This window comes from Mesorhizobium sp. B2-2-4, from assembly GCF_006442375.1.
Classification (GTDB): domain Bacteria; phylum Pseudomonadota; class Alphaproteobacteria; order Rhizobiales; family Rhizobiaceae; genus Mesorhizobium.
Genome location: NZ_VFWB01000002.1, coordinates 420073 through 440164, shown reverse-complemented (window position 1 = coordinate 440164; position 20092 = coordinate 420073). Strand labels below are relative to the sequence as shown.

The following is a 20092-nucleotide window of genomic DNA, read 5'->3' as shown; positions in this document are numbered from 1 at the left end:
GCTCAGGCGTGGCCGGCCGCTACACTCAAATGCGCGAGGTCGATGCCGATCGAGGCGAGAATCCGGTCGTATTTGCGCTCGATGTCGGTATCGAACAGAAGCTCCGGAGTGGCCGGACAGGTCAGCCAGCCGTTTTCGGCTATCTCGGTTTCCAACTGGCCGGCGCCCCAACCCGAATAGCCCAGCGCCATCAGCGCGTGACGGGGTCCCCGGCCCGACGATATGGCGCGCAATATGTCGACGGTCGCGGTCAGGCAGACATCGTCGGAAACGGTCAGCGAAGACTCCACCCGGTAATCGCCCGTATGCAGCACGAAGCCGCGGCTGCGGTCGACGGGCCCGCCATTGCGAACGACGAAATCACGGGTACGGGCGGGCAACCGGATCGCCTCGTGCTCGTTCATGATGCCAAGTTGCACCAAAAGGTCCGGAAACAGCATCTGCTGCGTCTGGTTGATGATCAGGCCCATCGCGCCCTCATCGCTGTGGGCGCAGATATAGATGACCGAGCGCGCGAAACGGTCGTCCTTCATGCCAGGCATGGCAATGAGGAACTGATCGTCGAGAAAGCCGCTGCCGGCGGCCGTCTTCTTGTGGCGCAACAAGTCCATGATCAGAGGGTAACGCGTTTCCCGGGCGCCGAAAAGATGTACCGCGCCGGTTTTCGACCAAGCCCGTGCCGCCGGCCGATCATTACCTGCGGCAAAGGTCACGCAAATATGATACCGGCAAGACCATGAAATCATTGCACGGCCATGAACGGACGATCAAATCATCACCATGCAAAGCTTGAAAATCCTGTTGCTCGGCGCCGTTATCGGATCGGCAATCACACTCCCAGCCGCGGCCTCTTCGTCCGCCTGGTACAACAGCGAAGGCGGCAAGGTACGGCTGGTGACGAGCGGCAAGCCCGACGATGCCGGCCGCATCCGGGGCGTTCTCGACATAGCGCTCAAGCCTGGCTGGAAGACTTATTGGCGCGACCCGGGCGACGCGGGTGTGCCGCCGCAACTCGATATCTCCGCCAGCACCAACATTTCCGATGCCAGCCTCTCCTTCCCGGCGCCGAAGCGTCATGACGACGGCTACGGCAAATGGGCGGGCTACGACTATCCGGTCTCGCTGCCGGTGACGTTCACGCTGTCGGCCGCGAAGGATCCGTCCGTCATCGACGCCGACATTTTCCTCGGCATTTGCGAGACGATATGCATCCCTGTGCAGACGCGGCTGACCGTCGACCCCGGCTCCGACCCGGACAATGCCGAGGACGCGGAGCTGGTCAAGGCGAGCTTCGCCGCCTTGCCCGCGCCGGCAAGATCCGACTTCGGCATCAACGTGCTGCCGGGCGACCATGAAACGCTGGTTGTGGAGGCGAGCTTTCCCGGCGATCCGGAAGCGGCGGACTTCTTCGTCGCAGGAGACCGCGACTACATGTTCGGTTCGCCGGCCCGTAGCCAGAAGGACGGCAAGCTGGTCTTCACCGTGCCGATCCTCGACCGGCCATCGACGACACCCACGGATGGCGGACTTCACTACACGCTGACGAGTTCGGCAGGCGCGGTCGAAGGGCTCTTGCCTTTCCCTTGATCCAGCCCCCGCGATGGTTGCGGGAAACCGCATAGTTCGCTACCCAAGGCTACGTCCTTCCCCATTCTCCCAAGCGAGGAACTCATGACCATTTCCGCTGGCGACAGACTGCCCGATACGACGTTCAAGACGATGACTGCCGACGGTCCCAAGCCGATCACGACGGCCGAGATTTTTGCGGGAAAGAAGGTCGTGCTGTTTGCTGTGCCTGGCGCCTTCACGCCGACCTGCAGCAACAATCATTTGCCGGGCTACCTGGAGAACCGCGACGCCATCCTGGCGCGCGGTGTCGATACGGTCGCCGTGGTTTCGGTCAACGACGTCCATGTCATGGGCGCCTGGGCACGCTTCACCGGCGGTGAAGGCAAGATCCTGTTCCTCGCCGACGGCAATGGCGACTTCGCCAAGGCGATCGGCCTCGACGCCGACTTCTCCGGCGGAGGCATGGGTCTTCGGTCGAAGCGGTTTTCAATGATCGTCGATGACGGCAAGGTCACCGCCCTCAATGTCGAGACCAAGCCCGGCGTCGATGAATCCGGCGCCGCCAAGATCCTCGAACTGCTCTGACCATGACGTTCGACATCGTCTGGCGTAGCGTGGCGATCGGCGTCGGCGCCACGCTGCTGATGGATATCTGGGCCTTTCTTCTCTACAAGATGTTCGGTCAAGCACGGCCGAACTGGGCCCCCGTTGGCCGCTGGGTCTGGCATTTACGGGAAAAAGTCTTTCACGACGATATTGGCGATGCGACGCCCTATGTACACGAATCGGCTTTGGGCTGGGCCTTTCACTATTTTGTCGGCATCGTCTACGGCATCATCCTTGTCGTGGTGGCCGGAGCGGGCTGGCTTGTCGCGCCGACTTTCCTGCCGGCTTTCATCCTCGGCATGGTCACGGTCGGCGCCGGCTGGTTCCTGCTGGCGCCCGGCATGGGCGCGGGCTGGGCAGCGTCGAAGCGGCCCAACCCGATGAAGGTACGGGCGCTGAATCTGGTGTCACACACAGTGTTCGCTTTCGGACTCTACGGTACGGCGCTGCTGATCCGCTGAGGATCTGCGGCTGTGCCGGCCTGCCGATCGGCCGCCACCCGTGGACAATTCGGCGCGCGTCGTCCCATTCCGGCACCGGAATCTTGGCGTCCACCTGAACCTGGGGATGCGTCACATAGTGCAGGCCCGGCATGACAGAGATCCCAGCCTGGGGATGGTGCCGCCCCGGAATTCAATAGCTTTGGGTCGAACGCCGCGCCTTTGCCACCGCCGGCTGCTTGGACTGCGAGACCGGCTTGGGTGGGGTAGAAACAAGCCTGACCGGGCCCTTCTTGAACGGCGCCATGCCCTCACGAGCGAGTTCGTCGGCGCGTTCGTTCTCGGTATGGCCGGCATGGCCCTTGACCCAGATCCAGGTGACCTTGTGACGCCGATTGGCTTCATCCAGCGCCTGCCAGAGTTCGCCGTTCTTGACGGGCTTCTTGTCGGCGGTCTTCCAGCCGTTCTTCTTCCAGCCATGGATCCACTTTGAAATGCCGTCCATGACATATTTGCTGTCGGTGTGAAGATCGACCGTGCAAGGTTCCTTGAGCGCGTTCAGCGCCGAGATGGCGGCAAGCAATTCCATGCGGTTGTTGGTCGTCTCGGCCTCGCCACCCGATAGTTCCTTGGTGGCGCCGTTGAAGCGCAGGATCGCGCCCCAGCCGCCCGGGCCAGGATTGCCCGAACAGGCGCCATCGGTGAAGATCTCAACGTGTTTGCTCATGCCAGCCCATATTCCGAAGCAGATTTGATCGTCCGATGAAACCGCATTCTCCTGATGTATTCGGTCGGATCGCGTTTCATTACCAGCCCGCCATCGGGAACGGTCAGCCAGTCATACAGCCGGGTCAGCATGAAACGCAGCGCCGAGCCCCGTGCCAGCATCGGAAGTGCCGCCTTTTCCTGATTGCTCAGAGGCCGCACACCTTGGTAGCCGGCAAGCAGCGCCTTGCCCTTGGTGAGATTGAAGGAAAAATCCTTCTCGAAACACCAGGCGTTCAGGCATGTGGCGACGTCATAGGCGTAGAGGTCGTTGCAAGCGAAATAAAAATCAATCAGGCCGGAGAGCTTCTCGCCGAGAAAGAACACATTGTCCGGGAAAAGATCGGCATGGATGATGCCTTCCGGGAGACCCTTCGGCCAATTCCGCTCGAAGTCGGCGAAGTCGGCGTCGACTTCGGCCGCAAGGCCCGGCTCGACCTCGTCGGCACGGTCGCGGGCTGCCGACCAGAGCTTGCGCCAGCCGTCGATGGCGAGCGCATTGGGGCGGGTCATCGGAAAGTCAGCTCCGGCCAGGTGCAGGGCGGCCAGCGCCTTGCCGACCTCGGCGCAGTGGATCGATGTCGGCCGCCGGAGCGAGAGACCCTCGAGGAAAGTGATGATGACGGCCGGCCGGCCCGCCAGCGTGCCGATGACGCTGCCGTCATGCGCGGTTACCGGCAGCGGGCAGGACACGCCCTTTTTGGCGAGATGGCCCATCAACCCGAGGAAAAACGGCAGATCCGCCTTTTCGACCCGTCTTTCATAGAGCGTCAGGATGTAGGAGCCGCTGGAGGTGTGCAGCAAAAAATTCGAGTTCTCGGTGCCCTCCGCGATGCCCTTGTAGGACAGGAGATCGCCGACTGGGTAGTGCTTCAGGAATGCGCCGAGTTCGCCTTCCGCAACGTCGGTGTAGACCGCCATGTGCCTTACGGCGCCCCGTTGACGAAAGCCATGTCGGCCGCCGTCAGTTCGACATCGCGCAGTACCCGCATGACGGGAAAATCCTCCGTTTCGGTGGCCGTGATGGCCAGGTCGATCGTGACATCGAAGCGCTGGCGGAATGCATCGATGATCTCGTCGACGATGATCTCCGGGGCGGATGCCCCCGCCGACAGACCGAGCGTCGAGATGTCTCCGATGTCGTCCCACGGAATCTCGGCGGCGCGCTGCACGAGAAGCGACATGGTGGCGCCGGCACGCTCAGCCACTTCGACAAGACGCCGCGAATTGGAGGAATTGGGCGCGCCGACGATCAGGTAGAGATCGGCGCCAGCAGCGGTATCCTTGACCGCTTCCTGGCGGTTCGTGGTGGCATAGCAGATCGATTCCGCCGCCGGCGCCTGCAAATCGGGAAATCGGTCCTGCAGCGCGCGGATGATGCCGGCCGTGTCCTCGACCGATAGCGTGGTCTGGGTGACGAAGCCGAGCGCCTTCGGGTCCGTCGGCGCAAGCCTCGCGGCATCGGCTTCGGTCTCGATCAGCGTTACCGCGCCCTCCGGCAATTGTCCCATCGTGCCGATGACCTCGGGGTGTCCGGCATGGCCGATCAGGAGCACGTGGCGGCCGAGCCGCTGGTGGCGCATCGCCTGCTTGTGGACCTTGGAGACCAGCGGACAGGTGGCGTCGAGATAGAACAAATTGCGCGCCTGGGCATCCGCCGGTACCGACTTCGGCACGCCATGCGCGGAAAAGACGACCGGCGACTGCCGATGTTCGGCCGGAATCTCGGAAAGTTCCTCGATGAAGACGGCGCCAAGACTTTGCAGACCCTCGACGACATAGCGGTTGTGCACGATCTCGTGGCGGACATAGACCGGCGCGCCATATTTCTTCAGCGCCAGCACGACGATCTGGATAGCACGGTCGACGCCGGCGCAAAAACCGCGCGGCTGGCAGAGGCGGATCGTCAGAGAAGGCTTTGTCGTGGTCTGAAGCATGAATCCGGGCCGTTTGATCAGAGCCGAAATGAGGTGCCTACCCCCGTCCTGTCAAGGGCGATGGCCCTTCAAGCGGGTCGGTCGCGCTCATTCCTCTTTCGCTGGCCTGCGAAGCCGCAGGATGAGAACGGCGGCAAGTGCCGCGGCAAGCCCATACCAGGTCATAGCATATTGCAGATGGCTGTTCGGCAGGTCGATGATGGTGACACCGCCGATGGGCAAACCGCCCGGATTCGGCGTCTTGTCGGCGTCGATGAAGATTGGCACCAGCTTGGCGCTCGCCGGCAAGCCAGCGCTCGCCGCCATCACGTCACGGTCCTTCCAGTAAAAGATGTTCTTCGCCACGTCGTTGTCGGGAAGCATCATCGACGGCTTTGCCGGCAGCGGATTGCGAGCGAGGCCGGTGACCGTGACCTTGCCCGCGACCTGTCCCTTGGCGCGCTTGGCGGCATCCTTCAGATCGTATGGCACGAAACCGCGATTGATCAGGACGAAGCGGCCATTGTCGAGGGCCAGCGGCGTGTAGACGTTGAAGCCGGCTTCGCCTTCCCATGTCGCGTAGAAATGCCGCTCGCCGGAATGCAGGAACGTGCCGGTCACCGTCACCGGCGTGTAGTCGGCGTCCCCAGTCGAGGCGAATTGTTTCTCGACCTCGGCCAGCGGGAGCGGCCGCGAGTGGGTGCGCTGGTCGATGGTCTGGATAAGACCTTCCTTCCAGTGCAGGCGCTGGACCTGCCAGGTGCCGAGCGCCAGCAGGATCAGGAGCAGGACGAGGCCAATGCCGAGCAGCAATACCGATCCTGGCCGCGAACGACCGCCGTCTTTGGCGGACATGTCGCTCATTCGCCGCGATCCAGCCGGCCCTCGGCCGCCTTGTTGCGGTACTGCAGCGTAAGCAGCACCCCCTTGATCAGCCGGAGCGCCGTCAGGCACAGCACCAGCGCCAGCGGGATCCAGACCAGCAGATGCAGCCAGAGCGGCGGGCTCAGCGTCACTTCGACCCAGAGCGCCAGGCCGACGATGATGAAGCCGATGATCAGGATGACGAAAACCGCGGGCCCGTCGCCGGCATCGGCATAGGAATAATCAAGACCGCAATTGGTGCAGCGTTTGCCTACGGTGAGAAAGCCGGAAAACAGCCGCCCCTCGCCGCAGCGCGGGCAGCGTCCATGCAAGCCCGCCGAAATCGGGTCGATCGGAGGCCAGATCGCCTTGTCGTCGCTCATTGCTTGCCGCTCAATCCTGATGGGTGTTCCATCGACCACCACTGCCCTGACTTCGTCCATGCCGGAGTCCGTAACGGCAATGCCGCCGTCGGTCCAGCCGACCAATTGAAGCAGCCGCCGAATCCGTTCGGCTGGCCGCGGATCATGATCATGCCGCCGGCATCGACACTGTGCGCCCTCGCAACCGCCCGGATCGCATTGCACCGAAAAGAAGAAGGGCGGCCACGTTGCCGCAGCCGCCCCTTCAAAAATCATCAGACCGGTATCAGTGGGCTTCGATTACCGCGCCGACCGATCCCCAGACATAGATCGAGGCGAACAGGAACAGCCAGACCACGTCGACGAAATGCCAGTACCATGCGGCAGCCTCGAAACCGAAATGCTGCTTGGGCGTGAAATCGCCCTTCATGGCGCGGATCAGGCAGACGGCCAAGAAGATGGTGCCGATGATGACATGGAAGCCGTGGAAGCCGGTCGCCATGAAGAAGGTGGCGCCATAGATGGAATCCTTGAAGGCGAACGGAGCATGCATGTACTCGTAGGCCTGCACCATGGTGAACAGCATGCCGAGGCCGACGGTCAGCACCAGTCCGTTGATCAGCCCCTTGCGATCGCCGTGGATAAGGGAGTGGTGCGCCCAGGTGACCGTGGTGCCCGACAACAGCAGGATCACGGTGTTATAGAGCGGCAGATGGAAAGGATCGAGAACCTCCATGCCCTTCGGCGGCCAGACACCGCCGGTGAACGCGGTGCGGGCATATTGATGGGCTTCGCTCGGAAACAGGCTGGCATCGAAATAGGCCCAGAACCAAGCGACGAAGAACATCACCTCGGAGGCGATGAACATGATCATGCCATAGCGCAGATGCAACGACACGACCCGCGTGTGATGGCCCTCATGCGCTTCCTTGATCGTGTCCGACCACCAGGCGAACATGGTGTAGAGGACGATAGCAAGGCCGATGAAGAACAGCCACGGATTGGCGATGTTGAAGCCGAAGATCGGGAACGAGCCGCCCTTCAGGTATTCCATGAGGCAAACGCCGCCAAAGGCGGTGACGAGCGCCCCTATCGATCCCAGGAAAGGCCACGGGCTCGGGTCGACGAGATGATAGTCGTGATGTTTTGCGTGCGCGTCTGCCATATCAACCCCCGAGATTTCCTTCGGTATTTGAAATTGTCTTGCTGTTGCCCTGGACCGGCTCCGACGATGCGACCGGCTTGTTCTTCTCGACCGGAAACATCGTGTAGGACAGGGTGATCGTCTTCACGTCCTTCAGTTCCGGCACGTTGACGATATCGGGGTCCACGTAGAACAGGACCGGCATGTCAAGCGTTTCGCCGGGCTTCAGCGTGGTGTCGGTGAAGCAGAAGCATTCGACCTTGTTGAAATAGGGACCCGCCAGTTCAGGCTGGACATTGAAGGTGGCGCGGCCGGTGATGGGGCGATCGAACTTGTTGGTCGCCTGATAGTGCGCCTGCACCGTCTCGCCGATCTTCATGGTCATCGAGCGCTGGACCGGCTGGAAATCCCACGGCACGCCGGCGATATTGGCATCGAAGCGGACGGTGATCTCGCGATCGAGCACGCGGCCGGCATACTGCTTCTCGACGCGTTGCGTCGTGCCGCCATAGCCTGTCGCCTGGCAGAACATCTTGTACAGCGGCACCGCGGCATAGGCCATGCCGATCATGCCGGTGAAGAAGGCAAGGCAGACGGCCGCAACAAGGCGGTTGCTGTTGTGCCCGGCCGGTTTGGCACTCGTGTCGACACCCATCTCCCGCCTCACATCGTGCCAGAGAGGTTATGACCGAACTTCACGATCGTCGCGATATAGAAGATAACGACCAGCACGGCCAAGGCTACGCCGATGGCGACCGAGCGGTTGCGCCGGGCCTTCCGCTGGCGTTCGGTCAAGGTGACCGTTTCGAGCTTGTCTTCGATCATGCTCATGCTCCACCCACCGCAAGTGCACGTTCGACGACGCTGTCGGCGAGATAGACCGCGAAGATGGCGAAGAGATAGAGCAGCGAATAGCCGAACAACGCCTTGGCTGGCTTCATCGCGCGATCGTCGTCGGACATGCCAAGCACTTTCCACGCATACCAGACAAAGCCGAGCCCGAGCAGCAGGGCAGCCACGCCATAGAACGGCGTGGTGTAGCCAAGCAGCCACGGCAGCACACCGACCGGGGCCAGCACCAGAGCATAGGCGAAGATCTGACGGCGGGTCGACGCCGGGCCGGCGACATTGGGCATCATCGGGATGCCGGCGCGTTCATAATCCTGCGACTTGAACAGCGCCAGCGCCCAGAAATGCGGCGGCGTCCACAGAAAGATGATGAGGAACAGGACGACGCTCTCCAGGCTGACCGTGCCGGTCACCGCGGCCCAGCCGATGACGGGCGGAATGGCGCCGGCAGCACCGCCAATGACGATGTTCTGCGGCGTCCAGCGCTTCAGCCACATCGTGTAGACGACGGCATAGAAGAAGATGGTGAAGGCCAGCAGCGCCGCCGACAGCCAGTTGACCAGCACGCCGAGCGTCATCACCGACAAAACCGAAAGCACCAACCCAAAGCTCAACGCCTCGTGGGGCTGGATGCGGCCGGCCGGCACGGGGCGGGTGGCGGTGCGTGTCATCACCGCGTCGATATCGGCATCGTACCACATATTGAGCGCGCCGGAGGCACCAGCCCCGATGGCAATAGCCAGGATCGCGATCACCGCCAGCAGCGGATTGATGGTCACGGGTGCCGCGACCAGTCCGACAAAGGCGGTGAACACCACCAGCGACATGACGCGCGGCTTCAGGAGGGCGAAGAAATCACCCGCCGTCGCTTCCGACATGCGGAAGCCCGCTTCGTCAATGCTGGTTTCGTCGACAAGGGCCATGCGTACTCAAATCCATATTCCGTTTGGCCGAAACCGCCGGCGAACCGGCGGTTTCGATTCCGGGCTGCCGCCTTATTTGATCTTCGGCAGCTGCTCCCACTGGTGGAACGGCGGCGGTGAAGGCAGCTGCCATTCCAGCGTCGTTGCGCCCTCGCCCCATGGATTGGCGCCAGCGATCCGCTTCTTCTGGAAGGCTTCGAACACGCCATAGAGGAAGATCACCACGCCGACGGCCGAAATGTACGAACCGTAGGACGACACCATGTTCCAGCCCGCAAACGCGTCCGGATAGTCGATGGTGCGGCGCGGCATGCCAGCAAGGCCGAGGAAGTGCTGCGGGAAGAAGACAAGGTTGACGCCGACGAACATGACCCAGAAATGGGTGTTGGCGATGACGGGCGAATACATGTAGCCGGTCATCTTCGGGAACCAGTAGTACCAGCCGGCGAAGATGGCGAACACCGCCCCCAGCGACAGCACGTAATGGAAGTGCGCGATCACGAAATAGGTGTCGTGCAGCGACCGGTCGAGACCGGCATTGGCCAGCTGAACCCCGGTAACACCACCGATCGTGAACAGGAAGATGAAGCCCAGCGCCCACAGCATCGGCGGCTTGAACGATATCGATCCGCCCCACATCGTCGCGATCCAGGAGAAGATCTTCACGCCCGTCGGCACCGCGATGACCATGGTGGCGAAGACGAAGTAGCGCTGCGTGTCGAGCGACAGACCGGTCGTGTACATGTGGTGCGCCCAGACGATGAAGCCGACCGCGCCGATCGCGACCATGGCGTAGGCCATGCCGAGGTAGCCGAACACCGGCTTGCGCGAGAAGGTCGAGACGATATGGCTGATGATGCCGAAGCCCGGCAGGATCAGGATATACACTTCCGGATGGCCGAAGAACCAGAACAGGTGCTGGAACAGCAGCGGATCGCCGCCGCCGTCGGGAGCGAAAAAGGTCGTGCCGAAATTGCGGTCGGTAAGCAGCATGGTGATGCCGCCGGCAAGGACCGGAAGCGACAGCAGCAGCAGGAATGCGGTGACCAGCACCGACCAGGCAAACAGCGGCATCTTGTGCAGCGTCATGCCTGGCGCGCGCATGTTGAAGATGGTGGTAATGAAGTTGATGGCACCCAGGATCGAGGACGCGCCGGCGATGTGGATCGACAGGATCGCCAGATCCATGGCCGGACCGGGCTGACCGGAGGTCGAAAGCGGCGGATAGAGCGTCCAGCCGCCGCCGACGCCGTAGGCGCCAGGCGCGCTCGGCACGAACATCGAGATAAGCAGCAGGATGAAAGCCGGCGGCAGCAGCCAGAACGAGATGTTGTTCATGCGCGGGAACGCCATGTCCGGGGCGCCGATCATGATCGGCACCATCCAGTTGGCAAAACCGCCGATCAGGGCCGGCATGACCATGAAGAAGATCATGATCAGCGCGTGCGCCGTGGCGAAGGCGTTGTACATGCTCTTGCCGCCGTCGATCGCGGCGTCACCGTTCATGCCGTAGACCATCTGCGCCAGACCGCTAAAGATCTGGATGCCAGGCTCCTGCAACTCCATGCGGATGGCGACCGACAGCGCGCCGCCGATGATGCCGGCCATGATCGCGAAGATCAGGTAGAGCGTACCGATGTCCTTGTGGTTGGTCGAATAAACCCAGCGCACCCAACCATGATAAGGCTTGTGGTCGTGCCCGTCGTGAGCTGCAGCGTCTGCCATGTTCCGCTCCGTTCCCTAAATCTTGCTAACCCGCGGCATCAGTTGCCGGCGGCCGCTACCTTGTTCTGGCCATCGACCTCGGCCATCAGCGTCTTGTTGGCGCCGGGCAGATCGGCCTTGGCCGCAGCCAGCCAGGTCTTGAACTGCGCGTCGGAGACGACGCGGATGGCGATCGGCATGAAGGCATGGTCCTTGCCGCAAAGCTGCGAGCACTGGCCGTAATAGAGGCCTTCCTTCTCCGCCTTGAACCAGGTCTCGTTGGTGCGGCCGGGAATGGCATCTATCTTGATGCCGAAGGACGGCATGGCGAAGGAATGGATCACGTCGGTCGCGGTGACGAGCACCCGGGTCATCGTGTGGACGGGCACCACCATCTCGTTGTCGACGGCAAGCAGGCGCGGATAGACCTTGCGATCTTCCTTGCCGGCGGCGGCACGGTCGCCATCCTGGAGGATCGCCGAGTTGAACGAGAGCGTGTTGTCGGTCTGGTATTCGTAATCCCAGTTCCACTGGTTGCCCGTCGCCTTGACGGTGAGCTTGGCTTCTTCCGGCGGCGTGTACTGCGCGGTCAAGAGCTGGAACGAGGGGATGGCGAGGCAGAGCAGGACGACGACGGGGCCGACAGTCCAGATCACCTCGATCAGCGTGTTGTGGCTGGTCTTGGACGGAACCGGGTTGGCGCTCGCGCGGAATTTCACGATGCAGTAGATCAGAAGGACCAATACCAGGGCGGTGATCGGGATGATGAACCACATCGTGTAGTTTCCGAACCACTCGATCTGGCGCATCATGTCGGTTGCCGGCGCCTGGAAGGTCGTCTCCCACTCGACGGGCTGATCGGCATGGGCGGCCGTGCCGGCGAAAAACGTGGTAACGGCACAAGCGCTTAGAAACTTGGCACTTGCTGGAAGCTTGGCGTTTGCCAGGAAATTTCTCATCGCCCTCTTCGTCTCCCAGTTCCTCGCGGCTGTGTCCACGAGAATAACGAACAATGCCGGGACGGGAATCCCGACTGTCTCAAGCTGGTTCAAACCATACTCTTTTTCCCTCCGCAAGAAAGGAGCGGAGGAAACCGTGCGGCATTTTTGCGCGCAAGCCGGAATGCATCTTTGAAGGCGGCGGCCGCCATGGCGAATCGGCTATGTTCAACGGATCGGCTGCTTCCTGCCGGCCGGCGCGCCTGGCGTCGTAATTCGGGCGAAATTGGCTAGGAAAAGCGCCGCATGGGCATTTTCGTGGCGGCTCGGCCGCTGTCTCGTCCTTTACTTGGCTTTGGCGCGGCTTAAAGTGCCGTGATTCGCAATGGAGCCGTCATGAACTCTTGGCTGTCGGGATTTGGGCTTTCGAGCCCCTTGGCGAAGGTCATCTTTCTCGCCGCCTTGTCCGTCGCCGGCTTGTCGGCCGCCGGCCAGGCCAACGCGGCCCAGCCGAGCGGCACGGTGCGCTCGACCCATGGCGCGTGGTCGATCATCTGCGACACGCCGGCCGGCGCCACGTCCGAACAATGCGTGATGATGCAGAACGTCGTCGCCGAGGACCGCCCCGAGATGGGGCTGTCGGTCGTGGTGCTGCGCACCGCCGACAACAAGGCGGAGATCCTGCGCGTGCTGGCGCCGCTCGGCGTGCTCTTGCCCAACGGGCTCGGCCTCAATGTCGACGGCAAGGATATCGGCCGCGCTTATTTCGTGCGCTGCTTCCAGGACGGCTGCTACGCTGAGGTCATTCTCGAGAAGCCGCTGCTCGATACGCTGAAGACCGGCACGTCGGCCACGTTCATCGTCTTCCAGACGCCAGAAGAAGGCATCGGCATCCCGGTGGACCTCAAGGGTTTTGCTGACGGATTTGCGGCCCTGCCGTAGACTCCCGCGCCTCGACCCGGGAGCTGCCGATCAACGATAGGTTTTCCGGACCTGGGATAGATCCGGGACGCCGCCGCCCTGCATTTGAATGACGATTGGCGATTGTCTGGGCGCGGCTTCGCGCCTACATCCCGGATATAACCATTCATCCACGGACATACGCCATGAACAGCCTTATCGGCCAATTCGATATTTCCGACGATCGCGTCAAGGAGATCGTCGCAGAGACCATCAACGGCGCCGACGATGGCGAGTTGTTCGTCGAATACAGCGAGAGCGAAGCGCTGATGTTCGACAACGGTCGGCTGAAGACGGCCAATTTCAACACCGACCAGGGTTTCGGCCTACGCGCGGTTGCCGGCGAAGCCAGCGGCTATGCCCACTCCAGCGACCTGTCCGAGGCTTCGCTGCGACGCGCGGCTGACGCCGTCTCGACCGTTAAGGGCGGTTATTCCGGAACGCTTGCCGCCGCGCCCGCCCGCACCAACCGCCATCTCTATGGCGATGAGAACCCGATCCCCTCCCCTTCCTTCGAGGCCAAGGCGAAGCTGTTGCAGGAAGTCGACGCATGGCTGCGCGCCGAGGATCCGCGCGTGCGCCAGGTCTCGGCATCGCTGACCTCGTCCTGGCAGCATGTCGAGATCGTGCGCGCCGACGGCCAGGTGGTGCGCGACATCCGGCCGCTGGTCAGGGTGAACGTGTCGGTGGTGGTCGGCGACGGCGACCGCCAGGAAAGCGGCTCCTACGGCATGGGCGGACGCAAGGCGTTCGGCGACTTCCTCGTCGAGGACAGCTGGAAGCACGCCGCCAAGGAGGCGCTGCGCCAGGCGCTGGTCAATCTCGAAGCCGTACCGGCGCCGGCCGGCACGTTCGACATCGTGCTCTCCAGCGGCTGGCCCGGCGTCATGCTGCACGAGGCCGTCGGCCACGGGCTGGAAGGCGACTTCAACCGCAAGAAAACTTCGGCTTTCGCCGGCCTGATGGGCCAGCAGGTGGCGGCAAAGGGCGTCACCGTCGTCGATGACGGCACGATCGCGGAACGACGCGGGTCACTCACCGTCGACGATGAAGGCACGCCTTCGGCGCGCAACGTGCTGATCGAGGACGGCAAGCTGGTCGGTTACATGCAGGATCGCCAGAACGCCCGGCTGATGGGCATGCGGGCCACCGGCAACGGAAGGCGCGAGGGCTACGCGCACCAGCCGATGCCGCGCATGACCAACACCTACATGACATCGGGCGACATGGAGCCGGACGAGATCATCGCCTCGGTCAGGAACGGCATCTATGCCGTCTCCTTCGGCGGCGGCCAGGTCGACATCACCTCCGGAAAATTTGTGTTCGGCTGCACCGAAGCCTACATGATCGAGAACGGCAAGGTGACGCAGCCGATCAAGGGCGCCATGCTGATCGGTAACGGGCCCGACGCCATGCACCGCGTTTCGATGATCGGCAACGACATGAAGCTGGACAACGGCATTGGCATGTGCGGCAAGGCTGGACAGGGCGTGCCGGTCGGCGTCGGCCAGCCGCACCTCAGGATGGACCAGATGACGGTCGGCGGCACAAGGGTTTGAAGCCGCCTCGTGGCCAGTCTGCTAGGTCTTGCTCACAGACCGGCGCGACGTAGCGTACAGGATCAGGAAACCGACAACGCCGCCGATCGCGTACCGGGTCCATGCACTCAGGTAGTCGACGGTCCCATCATGGCCGGAGACATAGAGCGCAGCGCCGACAAACGTCATGACCGCGACGCCTAGCGCATAGGATGGCACCAGCCCCACACGCGTGAATTTTGTCAAGATCCAAGCGAGCACCGCACCGGTGAGCGCCATGATGAGAGCCGAACCAAAAATCTCGGCAACAAAACCTGGTGAAATCATCTTCTCCCCCTTATCCCAACTTGGATTATGTCTTTTTCGAGGGCAGATTCAACTGCAGTGGCGATGATCCACAACTTTAGCGATAAATCTGGCTGGGATTTCGGGGCAGACTGCATGACGCGACCAGTCTCGCTGAGCAGGGCTAAGCGCCTAACGTCTTTTCCGCGGCTTCTCCAGCAAGGCAACAGCCTCGACATGGGGCGACCACAGAAACTGATCGATCGGCGTCACGCTTTTCACCGCGTAGCCGCCGTCGATGAGGATGCGCAAATCCCGCGCGAGCGTCACCGGGTTGCAGGAGACCGCGGCAACGAATGGAACATCCGAGCGGGCGATCTGCTTCGACTGATCCTCCGCGCCCGCGCGGGGCGGATCGAAGACAACGCCATCAAAGGCGTTTAACTCCTTGAACGTCAGCGGACGGCGGAACAGGTCTCGGCGCTCGCCGGTCACGCGTTTCAGGCCGGTGGCGAAGCGTGAACCCCGATCGAGCGCCGAAAGTGCGGCCGCATCGCCCTCCACCGCATGCACTTCCGATCTCGCGGCCAACCGCAGGGCGAAGCTGCCGCAGCCGGCGAAGAGATCGGCAATTTTTTTGGCACGTTTCAGATGTCCGCCGACGATATCGGCCATGGTCCGTTCGGCTGCCTCCGTCGCCTGCAGGAAGGCGCCCGGCGGCACCGCGACGGCAACGCTGCCGAACATGACGACAGGCTTCTTCGGCTCGATGATGATCTCGTCATCGATGGACAGTCTGGCAAAGCCCTGCGCAATGACAAAATTGGCGGCGATGCGGCGCTGGTTTTCGCCGAGCTTGCCCGATTCATGCACCGCCACGTCGAGGCCGGAACCCGTCACTGTGACTGCCATGCGAAACGATTTCGGGGTGGCGCAGATCAATTCGGCGAGTGCCCTCAAGCTGTCGAGCGCGTTGACGATCCCAGGCAGCGAGATCGGGCATTCGGAGATGGAAATGATTTCCGCCGACAGATGGCGATTGAAGCCGAGCAGCATGCCTGTTTCGGTGCGCCTGGCGGCGAGCACGACGCGGCGGCGCGTGTGCGGCGCGCAGGCGACCAGACCGCCTATTTCGCAATCGATGCCTCTCAGCGCATGCACGACCTTCTCGCGCTTCCACTGCTGATAGGCTTGCGCCTCCAAATGCTGGAGGGCGCAGCCGCCGCACTCGCCGAAATGGCGGCAGGCGGGTTCGATGCGCAGGGGCGAGGCCTCGATCAGCGCCATCAGCGTGGCGCGATCCCTTTCACGCGCCGCGGTGACGACCTCGGCTGGCAGCGTGAAAGGAATGAACAGATCGCCGCTTTCGGTGTCGGCGATGCCATCCCCCTGGGCGCCAAGCTTTTTGATGGTGAAGCGTGCACTCATCGGTCCTTGACCCCACCAAGCAGGAATTCGCGATTGCCGTCACCGCCCTCGATCGGCGACAGATGCAAGCCGAGCGAGCGCCAGCCGGGCACGGCATCCAGCCAATCCTGCAGCAAGCCGGCGACACGGGCGGCATGATAGGGGTCTTTCAGCAGGCCGCCCTTGCCGATCGCCTCGCGACCCGCCTCGAACTGCGGCTTGACCAGAAACATCGCTGCGGCACCGGGCTTGGCGATGGCAAGCGCAGGCGGCAGGGCGAGTTTCAGTGAAATGAAACTGACGTCGGAGACTATGAAGTCCGGACTGCGGCCGCCAAGATCGGCGGTTGAGAGATCGCGGGCGTTCAGCCCCTCGATGACCGTCACGCGCGCGTCCTTGCCGATATCAGCATGCATCTGTCCGTGACCGACATCGATCGCCGTGACATGGGTCGCGCCGCGTTCGAGCAGGACCTGGGTGAATCCGCCGGTCGAGGCGCCGATGTCGAGCGCCTCACAGCCGGCCGGATCGAGGCCGAAATGGTCGAGCCCGGCGATCAGCTTCAGCGCCGCGCGTGAGACATAGCCTTGGGCCGGGTCATCAACGGCGATGACACATTCCGGTTGCACGGCCTGGCCAGGCTTTCGGGCAATAGCGCCGTCCACCGTTACCGTGCCGCGCTCGACCGCGTCGCGGGCACGCGAGCGGCTGGCAAACAGGCCGCGCTGGACGAGCAGATCGTCGAGCCGCTGGCGCGTGCTGGCTGGCGGGGGAAAATTCATCGGTCTTCCTTGGCGAAAGCCGGCGGCGAAGGCAAGGATATTGGAGCGGGAGAAGCAACATCCCCCAGGGCGGCGACCGCAGAGAGCCGCTCGCGGCCAGTCGCATATCGCATCAGGTCGGCCACGATGATAAGGAAGAAACGCCGTTTTGCTGCCGAAGGCGAAGGAGGACGGATGCTGACGGGAATCTGCCATTGCGGTGCGGCCCACTGGACCTTGAAGGGCGATCCCGGGCCGATCACCGCTTGCAACTGCACGCTGTGCCGACGTTACGGCACGCTCTGGGCCTACGACTTTGTCGATGAACGTATCCGCGTCGTGGGGCCGATAAAAAGCTATAAACGTGCCGGCAAGGCCGAACCCACGCTCGAGATCCTGTTCTGCCCGACATGTGCGTGCGTGCTTGCCTGGCGCGGTTTGCGCCCAGCCGAGTCCGGCCGCACGCGGATCGCCGTCAATGTAAGGCTTGCGCCGCCGGAAGCCGTGGCCGACCTGCCGATCGACCATTTCGACGGTCTCGAGACCTACGACGATCTGCCGCGCGATGGCCGCTGCGTGCGCGACATGTGGTTTTGATTTGGGTGGTTTGATTTGGGCGAGATCAGAAGATGGTGCGGGGAGCCTGCCGTTCGACGGCGGGAGACAGGCCGTCATCCCGATCGCGGGCAACTTCCCTGCGCGGGCGCTCGACTGGCGCGGCGGATGCCGATGCGGCGTCCGGCGGGACAACAAGCTGCGGCAGCTGCTTGTAGGAGAAGCCGCCCCTGATATGCCCCATCCTGCTGGCGACTATATCCACGGCCGCCTTCTCGAGATTGCGGTCGTAGCGCGTTCCGGCGATGGCCGGCGCTGCGATGGCGGTCAGGATCGCCACACCGCACAGAAGCGTCTTCACTTTTGTTGTCTCCCTGCCTGGCCAGAACCTAGCAGCGTGCCGTTGAAAAACGGGCAAGAGACACGGTAAGCAAAACGCCAAACAGCAATGTCAACAATGCGTTACGACATCGAGCCGGCAAACCGATTCAAAACGCTTGATGTGTCGAGTCAGGCGCGCTGGGCGTGGGCCGCCTGCCCGAGGGCGGTGAAAACCGTATGGACGATGCCGGCGGCATCGAGACCGGCATCGGCATACATCTTTTCCGGCTTGGCGTGGTCGGCAAACACGTCCGGCAGCACAAGCGGGCGCACTTTCAGGCCGCTTTCCAGCAGGCCCTCATGGGCGAGGAACTGCAAAACGTGACTGGCGAAGCCGCCGATGGCGCCCTCCTCCACCGTGACCAGAACCTCGTGCGAGCGGGCCAGCCGCCGGATCAGATCCTCGTCGAGCGGCTTCGCGAAGCGCGCATCGGCGACGGTGGTCGAAAGCCCGGACGCGCCCAGTTCCTCGGCCGCGATCAGGCAATCCTGCAAGCGCGTGCCGAAGGAGAGGAGTGCCACCTTGCCGCCTTCCCTGATGATGCGGCCCTTGCCGATTTCGAGCACCGAGCCGCGATCGGGCATGTCGACGCCGACGCCATTGCCGCGCGGATAGCGGAAGGCGATCGGGCCGTCATCGTAGGTTGCCGCGGTGCGCACCATGTGGCGCAGTTCCGCCTCGTCGGCCGCCGCCATGACGACGAAGCCCGGCAGGGAGGCCAGGAAGGTGGTGTCGAAGGCGCCGCAATGGGTGGCGCCGTCGGCTCCGACGAAGCCGGCGCGATCGATGGGGAAGCGCACCGGCAATTTCTGGATCGCCACGTCGTGCACGACCTGATCGTAGGCACGTTGCAAGAAGGTCGAATAGATCGCCGCGAACGGCTTGTAGCCTTCGGTCGCGAGGCCGGCCGCGAACGTCACCGCATGCTGTTCGGCGATGCCGACGTCGAAGGTCCTGGCCGGAAACACTTCGCCGAACAGGTCAAGCCCGGTGCCGCCCGGCATGGCGGCGGTGACGGCGACGATGCGCTCGTCCTCCTGGGCCTCCCGGATCAGGCTTTCGGCGAACACCTTGGTATAGGCCGGCGCGTTGGCCGGGGCCTTGGCCTGAGCGCCGGTGATGACGTCGAACTTGTTGACGCCGTGATATTTGTCGGCCGCGGCCTCGGCCGGCGCGTAGCCCTTGCCCTTCTGGGTGACGACATGGATCAGCACGGGGCCCTTGCCATTGTCACGAACATTTTTCAGCACCGGGATCAGATGGTCCAGATTGTGGCCGTCGATCGGACCGATATGGTAGAAGCCGAGCTCCTCGAACAGCGTGCCGCCGGTGACGTAGCCGCGCGCATGCTCGACCGCCCTGGTGATGGCACGGTCGGCACGCTTGCCAAGATACGAGGTCAGTTTCTTGCCGAAGTCGCGCAGGCCGACATAGGCCTTGCCAGAGGCCAGGCGCGCCAGATAGGCGCTCATGGCGCCGGTCGGCGGGGCGATCGACATGTCGTTGTCGTTGAGGATGACGATCAAGCGGGCATCGAGCGCGCCGGCGTTGTTCATCGCCTCGTAGGCCATGCCGGCCGACATGGCGCCGTCGCCGATGACAGCGATGACATTGTTGCGGCCGCCGGCAAGATCGCGGGCCGCCGCCATGCCGAGGCCGGCCGATATCGACGTCGAGGAGTGGGCGGCGCCAAACGGATCGTATTCGCTCTCGGTGCGGCGGGTGAAGCCGGAGAGGCCGCCCTCCTGCCGCAGGGTGCGGATGCGATCGCGGCGCCCGGTCAGGATCTTGTGCGGATAGGCCTGGTGGCCGACATCCCAGATCAACCGGTCATCGGGGGTATTGAAGACATAGTGCAGCGCCACGGTCAGTTCGACCACGCCAAGCCCGGCGCCGAGATGACCGCCGGTGCTCGACACCGCGTCGATCAGTTCGAGGCGAAGCTCCGATGCCAGTTGCGGCAATTCGCTTTCGGAAAGCGTGCGCAGCTCGGCCGGGATGCGGACCTTGTCGAGAAGCGGCGTATGCGGCGTTGCGTTCACGGGTAGGCCCAGGCTTCTGTTCATGCGCGGGATAGGCCGCCGTCAGGCGAAAGTAAATGCCTGTCAAATGACGCGGAAGGCC

23 protein-coding genes are annotated in these 20092 nt (G+C 63.0%); 6 read left to right on the top strand and 17 right to left on the bottom strand.

The annotated features are described in order from the left end of the window. Window positions 1-2 precede the first annotated feature (2 nt). Window positions 3-611 (bottom strand): YqgE/AlgH family protein, encoded by a 609-nt coding sequence (locus FJ959_RS07240; RefSeq protein WP_140629245.1) that lies wholly within the window; start codon window positions 609-611, stop codon window positions 3-5. Between the two features lie 169 nt (window positions 612-780). Here FJ959_RS07240 and FJ959_RS07235 point away from each other — a divergent pair, with 169 nt between their 5' ends. The 3 genes from FJ959_RS07235 (at window position 781) to FJ959_RS07225 (ending at window position 2636) form a co-directional block, all read left to right on the top strand. Beyond that, a complete protein-coding gene (locus tag FJ959_RS07235) occupies window positions 781-1587 on the top strand; it encodes a protein-disulfide reductase DsbD domain-containing protein (protein WP_140514836.1) in 807 nt (268 codons plus the stop codon). Between the two features lie 84 nt (window positions 1588-1671). After that, window positions 1672-2154 (top strand): peroxiredoxin, encoded by a 483-nt coding sequence (locus tag FJ959_RS07230; protein WP_140514835.1) that lies wholly within the window; start codon window positions 1672-1674, stop codon window positions 2152-2154. A gap of 2 nt (window positions 2155-2156) precedes the next feature. Further along, the gene (locus FJ959_RS07225) at window positions 2157-2636 is read left to right on the top strand and encodes a DUF2938 domain-containing protein (RefSeq protein WP_140520804.1); all 480 of its coding nucleotides are present in this window, start codon (window positions 2157-2159) and stop codon (window positions 2634-2636) included. A 172-nt stretch (window positions 2637-2808) separates the two neighbouring features. Here the strand turns inward: FJ959_RS07225 and rnhA are convergent, their stop codons facing one another. The 11 genes from rnhA to coxB form a co-directional block, all read right to left on the bottom strand. Next, window positions 2809-3342 carry a ribonuclease HI gene (rnhA, locus tag FJ959_RS07220; protein WP_140494956.1) on the bottom strand — a complete coding sequence of 178 codons (534 nt, stop codon included), beginning with the start codon at window positions 3340-3342 and terminating at the stop codon, window positions 2809-2811. Continuing rightward, the gene (locus FJ959_RS07215; protein ID WP_140629242.1) at window positions 3339-4301 is read right to left on the bottom strand and encodes a homoserine kinase; all 963 of its coding nucleotides are present in this window, start codon (window positions 4299-4301) and stop codon (window positions 3339-3341) included. The genes rnhA and FJ959_RS07215 overlap by 4 nt, the downstream gene beginning before the upstream one ends. Before the next feature lie 5 nt (window positions 4302-4306). Further along, window positions 4307-5317 carry a 4-hydroxy-3-methylbut-2-enyl diphosphate reductase gene (gene ispH / locus FJ959_RS07210; RefSeq protein WP_140559381.1) on the bottom strand — a complete coding sequence of 337 codons (1011 nt, stop codon included), beginning with the start codon at window positions 5315-5317 and terminating at the stop codon, window positions 4307-4309. Between the two features lie 87 nt (window positions 5318-5404). Next, a complete protein-coding gene (locus tag FJ959_RS07205; protein WP_181171926.1) occupies window positions 5405-6160 on the bottom strand; it encodes an SURF1 family protein in 756 nt (251 codons plus the stop codon). Beyond that, window positions 6157-6543, bottom strand: coding sequence for a DUF983 domain-containing protein (locus FJ959_RS07200; protein ID WP_140494962.1), 387 nt, complete (start codon window positions 6541-6543; stop codon window positions 6157-6159). Before FJ959_RS07200 ends, FJ959_RS07205 begins: the two co-directional genes overlap by 4 nt. A 265-nt stretch (window positions 6544-6808) precedes the next feature. Next, window positions 6809-7687, bottom strand: coding sequence for a cytochrome c oxidase subunit 3 (locus FJ959_RS07190; protein ID WP_140494964.1), 879 nt, complete (start codon window positions 7685-7687; stop codon window positions 6809-6811). Window position 7688: 1 nt separating this feature from the next. Further along, window positions 7689-8321: a cytochrome c oxidase assembly protein gene (locus FJ959_RS07185; RefSeq protein ID WP_140514826.1), complete on the bottom strand. Its 633-nt coding sequence runs from the start codon at window positions 8319-8321 to the stop codon at window positions 7689-7691. An 8-nt stretch (window positions 8322-8329) separates the two neighbouring features. After that, window positions 8330-8491, bottom strand: coding sequence for a hypothetical protein (locus FJ959_RS07180; protein ID WP_140494968.1), 162 nt, complete (start codon window positions 8489-8491; stop codon window positions 8330-8332). Between the two features lie 2 nt (window positions 8492-8493). After that, window positions 8494-9438, bottom strand: coding sequence for a heme o synthase (locus FJ959_RS07175; protein WP_140494970.1), 945 nt, complete (start codon window positions 9436-9438; stop codon window positions 8494-8496). A 72-nt stretch (window positions 9439-9510) separates the two neighbouring features. Beyond that, window positions 9511-11163: a cytochrome c oxidase subunit I gene (ctaD, locus tag FJ959_RS07170; RefSeq protein WP_140494972.1), complete on the bottom strand. Its 1653-nt coding sequence runs from the start codon at window positions 11161-11163 to the stop codon at window positions 9511-9513. 38 nt (window positions 11164-11201) lie between these two features. Continuing rightward, a complete protein-coding gene (gene coxB, locus FJ959_RS07165) occupies window positions 11202-12218 on the bottom strand; it encodes a cytochrome c oxidase subunit II (RefSeq protein WP_181171925.1) in 1017 nt (338 codons plus the stop codon). A gap of 258 nt (window positions 12219-12476) precedes the next feature. On the opposite strand from coxB, the gene FJ959_RS07160 reads away from it, so the two are divergent. Then, window positions 12477-13022, top strand: a complete 546-nt coding sequence (locus tag FJ959_RS07160; protein ID WP_140494976.1) for an invasion associated locus B family protein — start codon at window positions 12477-12479, stop codon at window positions 13020-13022. Between the two features lie 164 nt (window positions 13023-13186). Beyond that, on the top strand, window positions 13187-14599 hold the full coding sequence (gene tldD, locus FJ959_RS07155) for a metalloprotease TldD (RefSeq protein WP_140514821.1): 1413 nt from the start codon (window positions 13187-13189) through the stop codon (window positions 14597-14599). 21 nt (window positions 14600-14620) lie between these two features. Here the strand turns inward: tldD and FJ959_RS07150 are convergent, their stop codons facing one another. The 3 genes from FJ959_RS07150 to FJ959_RS07140 form a co-directional block, all read right to left on the bottom strand. Further along, on the bottom strand, window positions 14621-14905 hold the full coding sequence (locus FJ959_RS07150; protein ID WP_140629237.1) for a hypothetical protein: 285 nt from the start codon (window positions 14903-14905) through the stop codon (window positions 14621-14623). Window positions 14906-15055: 150 nt separating this feature from the next. Then, a complete protein-coding gene (locus FJ959_RS07145) occupies window positions 15056-16291 on the bottom strand; it encodes a class I SAM-dependent RNA methyltransferase (protein ID WP_140629235.1) in 1236 nt (411 codons plus the stop codon). Beyond that, window positions 16288-17052, bottom strand: a complete 765-nt coding sequence (locus tag FJ959_RS07140) for a TlyA family RNA methyltransferase (RefSeq protein WP_140580777.1) — start codon at window positions 17050-17052, stop codon at window positions 16288-16290. Before FJ959_RS07140 ends, FJ959_RS07145 begins: the two co-directional genes overlap by 4 nt. Window positions 17053-17226: 174 nt before the next feature. On the opposite strand from FJ959_RS07140, the gene FJ959_RS07135 reads away from it, so the two are divergent. Further along, window positions 17227-17628, top strand: a complete 402-nt coding sequence (locus FJ959_RS07135; RefSeq protein WP_140629233.1) for a GFA family protein — start codon at window positions 17227-17229, stop codon at window positions 17626-17628. A 25-nt stretch (window positions 17629-17653) separates the two neighbouring features. Here FJ959_RS07135 and FJ959_RS07130 read toward each other — a convergent pair whose 3' ends face one another. Continuing rightward, window positions 17654-17947, bottom strand: coding sequence for a hypothetical protein (locus FJ959_RS07130; protein WP_140580773.1), 294 nt, complete (start codon window positions 17945-17947; stop codon window positions 17654-17656). 149 nt (window positions 17948-18096) lie between these two features. After that, window positions 18097-20034, bottom strand: a complete 1938-nt coding sequence (gene dxs / locus FJ959_RS07125) for a 1-deoxy-D-xylulose-5-phosphate synthase (RefSeq protein ID WP_181171924.1) — start codon at window positions 20032-20034, stop codon at window positions 18097-18099. Between the last annotated feature and the right edge of the window lie 58 nt (window positions 20035-20092).

Bases quoted from the DNA above. Each gene is read 5' to 3' on its own strand.
- FJ959_RS07240 (WP_140629245.1), bottom strand. From the start codon at position 611: ATGGACTTGTTGCGCCACAAGAAGACGGCCGCCGGCAGCGGCTTTCTC.
- FJ959_RS07235 (WP_140514836.1), top strand. From the start codon at position 781: ATGCAAAGCTTGAAAATCCTGTTGCTCGGCGCCGTTATCGGATCGGCA.
- FJ959_RS07230 (WP_140514835.1), top strand. From the start codon at position 1,672: ATGACCATTTCCGCTGGCGACAGACTGCCCGATACGACGTTCAAGACG.
- FJ959_RS07225 (WP_140520804.1), top strand. From the start codon at position 2,157: ATGACGTTCGACATCGTCTGGCGTAGCGTGGCGATCGGCGTCGGCGCC.
- rnhA (WP_140494956.1), bottom strand. From the start codon at position 3,342: ATGAGCAAACACGTTGAGATCTTCACCGATGGCGCCTGTTCGGGCAAT.
- FJ959_RS07215 (WP_140629242.1), bottom strand. From the start codon at position 4,301: ATGGCGGTCTACACCGACGTTGCGGAAGGCGAACTCGGCGCATTCCTG.
- ispH (WP_140559381.1), bottom strand. From the start codon at position 5,317: ATGCTTCAGACCACGACAAAGCCTTCTCTGACGATCCGCCTCTGCCAG.
- FJ959_RS07205 (WP_181171926.1), bottom strand. From the start codon at position 6,160: ATGAGCGACATGTCCGCCAAAGACGGCGGTCGTTCGCGGCCAGGATCG.
- FJ959_RS07200 (WP_140494962.1), bottom strand. From the start codon at position 6,543: ATGAGCGACGACAAGGCGATCTGGCCTCCGATCGACCCGATTTCGGCG.
- FJ959_RS07190 (WP_140494964.1), bottom strand. From the start codon at position 7,687: ATGGCAGACGCGCACGCAAAACATCACGACTATCATCTCGTCGACCCG.
- FJ959_RS07185 (WP_140514826.1), bottom strand. From the start codon at position 8,321: ATGGGTGTCGACACGAGTGCCAAACCGGCCGGGCACAACAGCAACCGC.
- FJ959_RS07180 (WP_140494968.1), bottom strand. From the start codon at position 8,491: ATGATCGAAGACAAGCTCGAAACGGTCACCTTGACCGAACGCCAGCGG.
- FJ959_RS07175 (WP_140494970.1), bottom strand. From the start codon at position 9,438: ATGGCCCTTGTCGACGAAACCAGCATTGACGAAGCGGGCTTCCGCATG.
- ctaD (WP_140494972.1), bottom strand. From the start codon at position 11,163: ATGGCAGACGCTGCAGCTCACGACGGGCACGACCACAAGCCTTATCAT.
- FJ959_RS07160 (WP_140494976.1), top strand. From the start codon at position 12,477: ATGAACTCTTGGCTGTCGGGATTTGGGCTTTCGAGCCCCTTGGCGAAG.
- tldD (WP_140514821.1), top strand. From the start codon at position 13,187: ATGAACAGCCTTATCGGCCAATTCGATATTTCCGACGATCGCGTCAAG.
- FJ959_RS07150 (WP_140629237.1), bottom strand. From the start codon at position 14,905: ATGATTTCACCAGGTTTTGTTGCCGAGATTTTTGGTTCGGCTCTCATC.
- FJ959_RS07145 (WP_140629235.1), bottom strand. From the start codon at position 16,291: ATGAGTGCACGCTTCACCATCAAAAAGCTTGGCGCCCAGGGGGATGGC.
- FJ959_RS07140 (WP_140580777.1), bottom strand. From the start codon at position 17,052: ATGAATTTTCCCCCGCCAGCCAGCACGCGCCAGCGGCTCGACGATCTG.
- FJ959_RS07135 (WP_140629233.1), top strand. From the start codon at position 17,227: ATGCTGACGGGAATCTGCCATTGCGGTGCGGCCCACTGGACCTTGAAG.
- dxs (WP_181171924.1), bottom strand. From the start codon at position 20,034: ATGAACAGAAGCCTGGGCCTACCCGTGAACGCAACGCCGCATACGCCG.